General features: G+C 69.0%; 3 protein-coding genes. 2 read left to right on the plus strand and 1 reads right to left on the minus strand.

Annotated elements, in window-relative coordinates; all coding sequences use genetic code 11:
- On the plus strand, positions 1–623 hold a 623-nt coding region (locus tag VIR09_RS24810), incomplete at its 5' end, for a hypothetical protein (protein WP_332015263.1).
- A 36-nt stretch (positions 624–659) separates the two neighbouring features.
- A complete protein-coding gene (locus VIR09_RS24815) occupies positions 660–2,297 on the plus strand; it encodes an acyl-CoA synthetase (RefSeq protein ID WP_332015264.1) in 1,638 nt (545 codons plus the stop codon).
- A 22-nt stretch (positions 2,298–2,319) separates the two neighbouring features.
- Here VIR09_RS24815 and VIR09_RS24820 read toward each other — a convergent pair.
- A partial coding sequence (locus VIR09_RS24820; protein WP_332015265.1) for a DUF1501 domain-containing protein occupies positions 2,320–3,482 on the minus strand: 1,163 nt, incomplete at its 5' end.

Consider the following 3,482-nt stretch of genomic DNA (forward strand, 5'->3'; position numbering starts at 1 on the left):
CGTGGCTGGACCTGCAGCGCAGCCCCGCCGACGCGCAACTGCACGGCCGCCGCGCGCAGTGCCTGCGCGAGCGCCATGCGCTCGATCTCGAACTGCAGGAACTGGACCGCGCCATGGCGGAGCGGGACTTCTTCAAGCAATTGCTTGCCGGCGAAGGCCTGGGGGCCGGGCTCGCCGCCGCGGAGGTCTTCCGCCGCAAGGGCGTGCCAGTCCACGCCGACTGGGTCGAAAAAGACCTGCACATCGTTGAACTCGACCAGCGCAACCTCCTGGTCAAGACGCGCCTGGCGGGCGAGCCGCTGGACGTCGCGGCCCTGCGCCGGCTTGATGAGGCCCGCGCCAGGGTGACGGACTATTTTTCCAGGCCCACACCCATTCTGGTGGTGGACTGCGCCGACAACGCCTTGCCGCCCTCCGCACGCGCTGAGCACCGGCACGCTGCGCTGGAAGGGCTGGAGGATGCCTACATGCTGAGCGGCCTGCACCTGTACGGCTGGCATCTGGAAACACCCGGCGACAGTCCATCCCGCCTGCTGCAGCGTTTGATGCAGGCGGACGCGGACCTGAGCGATTCCCTGCTGCGCGCCACCTTGCGCGGCCTGTCCCCGCTTGCCGCCGCCTGATGGGCGCGGCGAGCGCTTCGCCTCTGTGAGACTCCGATGCCCGCCGACACTCCTGATCATCAAGCCCCGGATATCGAACGCAATAGCGCCAACCACCTGGCGCTTACGCCGCTGACCTTCATCGAGCGCGCGGCTAAGGTCTATCCGGAGCGCACCGCCATCGTCCACGGCGCCTTGCGCCAGAGCTGGCGGCAGACCTACGCGCGCTGCCGCCGCTTGGCCAGCGGGCTGGAACGCCTGGGCGTGCGGCCCGGCGATACGGTGGCGGTGATGGCGCCCAACATCCCGGCGCTGTACGAAGCCCACTTCGGCGTCGCCATGGCGGGGGCGGTGCTCAATGCGCTGAACACCCGGCTGGACGCGGACACGCTGGCCTACATCCTGGAGCACGGCGCAGCCGCGGTGCTGCTGACGGACCGCGAGTACGCGCCGGTCATGGCGCAGGCGCTGGCCAGGACCAGCAGGCGGATCCGGGTGGTGGACATCGACGATGCCGAGTACGACGGGCCAGGAGAACTGATCGGGGAAATGAGCTACGAGGCGCTGCTGGACACAGGCGACGCCGCGGCCGAAATCCCCTGGCCGGCGGATGAATGGCAATCGCTGTGCCTGAACTACACCTCCGGCACGACTGGCAGGCCCAAGGGCGTGCTGTACCACCATCGCGGCGCTTACCTGAACGCGATGGGCAACGCCCTGGCCTGCGACATGCGCCAGCATGCCGTGTACCTCTGGACCTTGCCGATGTTCCACTGCAATGGCTGGAGCTTTCCCTGGACCATTGCGCTGCTGGCCGGAACCAACGTTTGCCTGCGGCGGGTCGAGGCCGGCGCCGTCTTCGACGCCATCCAGGCGCACGGGGTCGATTATTTCTGCGCCGCGCCGGTGGTGCTGGGCATGCTCATCAACAGTCCGCCGGGGATCAAGCGCCGCGCCGCGCGTCCGGTGCAGGTGCTTACGGGCGGCTCGCCGCCGCCGGCCGCCGTCATTGCGGCGATGGACGATCTGGGCATAGACGTCATGCACCTGTATGGCCTGACCGAGAGCTATGGTCCGTCGATCAGTTGCGCCTGGCACGAGGCCTGGAGCGATCTGCCGCTGGATCAACAGGCCGCGCTCAAGGCGCGCATCGGCGTGCGCAAGCACACGATGGAACAGGTCCGCGTGCTGGATCCCGCCACCCTGGACCCCGTGCCGCCGGACGGCATCACCGTGGGCGAAATCATGATGCGCGGCAACACGCTCATGAAGGGATACCTGAAGAATCCGCAGGCCACCGCCGAGGCCTTCGCAGGCGGCTGGTTCCACACCGGCGATCTGGGCGTGGTGCACCCCGACGGCTATATGCAGATCAAGGACCGCGCCAAGGACATCGTCATTTCGGGCGGCGAGAACATCTCGACAGTCGAGGTCGAGGAGGCCCTGTATGCGCACCCCGCCGTGCTGGAAGCGGCGGTGGTGGCGCGGCCCGACGCCAAATGGGGCGAGACGCCCTGCGCCTTCATCACGCTGAAGGACGGCTGCGCCGCGACCGCGGACGAGCTGGCCGGCTTCTGCCGCACCCGGCTGGCGGGCTTCAAGGTGCCGCGCACCTTCGTGTTCGGTCCGCTGCCCAAGACCGCCACGGGCAAGATCCAGAAGTACCTGCTGCGCGAACAGGCGCGGCAGCTGTGAGTCCGGCGCTGCTGGCGCGGCCCTAGGCGCGCGGCAGCAGGTCCAGCGCCTGCGCGTCGAAGCGCCGCAGGTTCGGGAACACCAGGCTCAGGTCCTCGCGGCCGGCGCCGAACCATGCGCCCAGGGACGCGCCCAGCTGGTCCACGGCCAGGGTGGGCAAGAGGCGGCCGTTGTCGACGAAGCCAGGGCCGTCCAGGGCGATTTCCGGATGGCTGCCGTAGTAGCGTCCGCCCTGGACGGCGCCGCCCAGCACGAAGTGGTGCGAACCCCAGCCGTGGTCGGAGCCATTGCCGTTGGAGCCCAGGGTACGGCCGAATTCGGATGCGGTGAACGTGGTCACCTGGTCGGCCACGCCTATTGCCGACAAGGCCTGCTGGAACGCGGCCAGGGCCTGGCCCAGTTCCTTGAGCAGGGCGGGGTGGGCATCGTTCAGGCCGGCGTGGTTGTCATAGCCGTTCTGCGACACGAAGAAGACCTGGCGCCGTGCGCCCAGCGCCTGCCGCGCGGCGATGATACGGGCGACGATCTTCAACTGCTGGGCGAGCGGCGATGAAAAATCGCCGGGCACGGCTACGTCCGCAAGAGCTGCGCGCAGGCGCGCGTCGGCGTCGATGGACTGCGCGGCGATGCGCGACATCTCGCGCTCCATCAGATGCTCGCGCGGTTGTGTGATCAGTTGGCGCAGCAAGGCCGTGCAGGCGCTGGAGCCGTACATGTCGCGGGTCAACAGGTCGATGCGGGTGGAGCCGTGGATGCCCACCCGGTATCCGGCGATCTTGCGCCCGGCCAGCAGCACGCTGCTGCCGCCAGCGGTAATTCCCGTGAAGGTGCGCTGCGCGTTGGCGTCGGCGTACAGGTCCGTCAGCCGGCCCGCCCAGCCCGATGCGGCGCCCTCGGGCGCCAGCGCTTGCCAATACGACTGCTGGTCGTTGTGCGAGAACAGCTTGGGCGGCAGGGGTACGCGCGCGCCTATGTATTCCTGCTTGGACGTGGGCACGACCAGCGGACCTATGTTCAGCAGCACCGCCATGTCGCCGCTTTCGTACAAGGGCTTGAGCGGTGCCAGCGACGGCGCCAGCGCGAACTGGACGCCGCCGGGCGCGGCCTGCTTGCCGCGCAACGCGGTGGCCTGCAGGGCGTCGCGCGGCAGCGCGATGTCGGTGCGGGCCTGGGCATAAGCCTTGT

This window comes from Achromobacter sp. (assembly GCF_036567245.1).
Classification (GTDB): Bacteria; Pseudomonadota; Gammaproteobacteria; order Burkholderiales; family Burkholderiaceae_B; genus Achromobacter.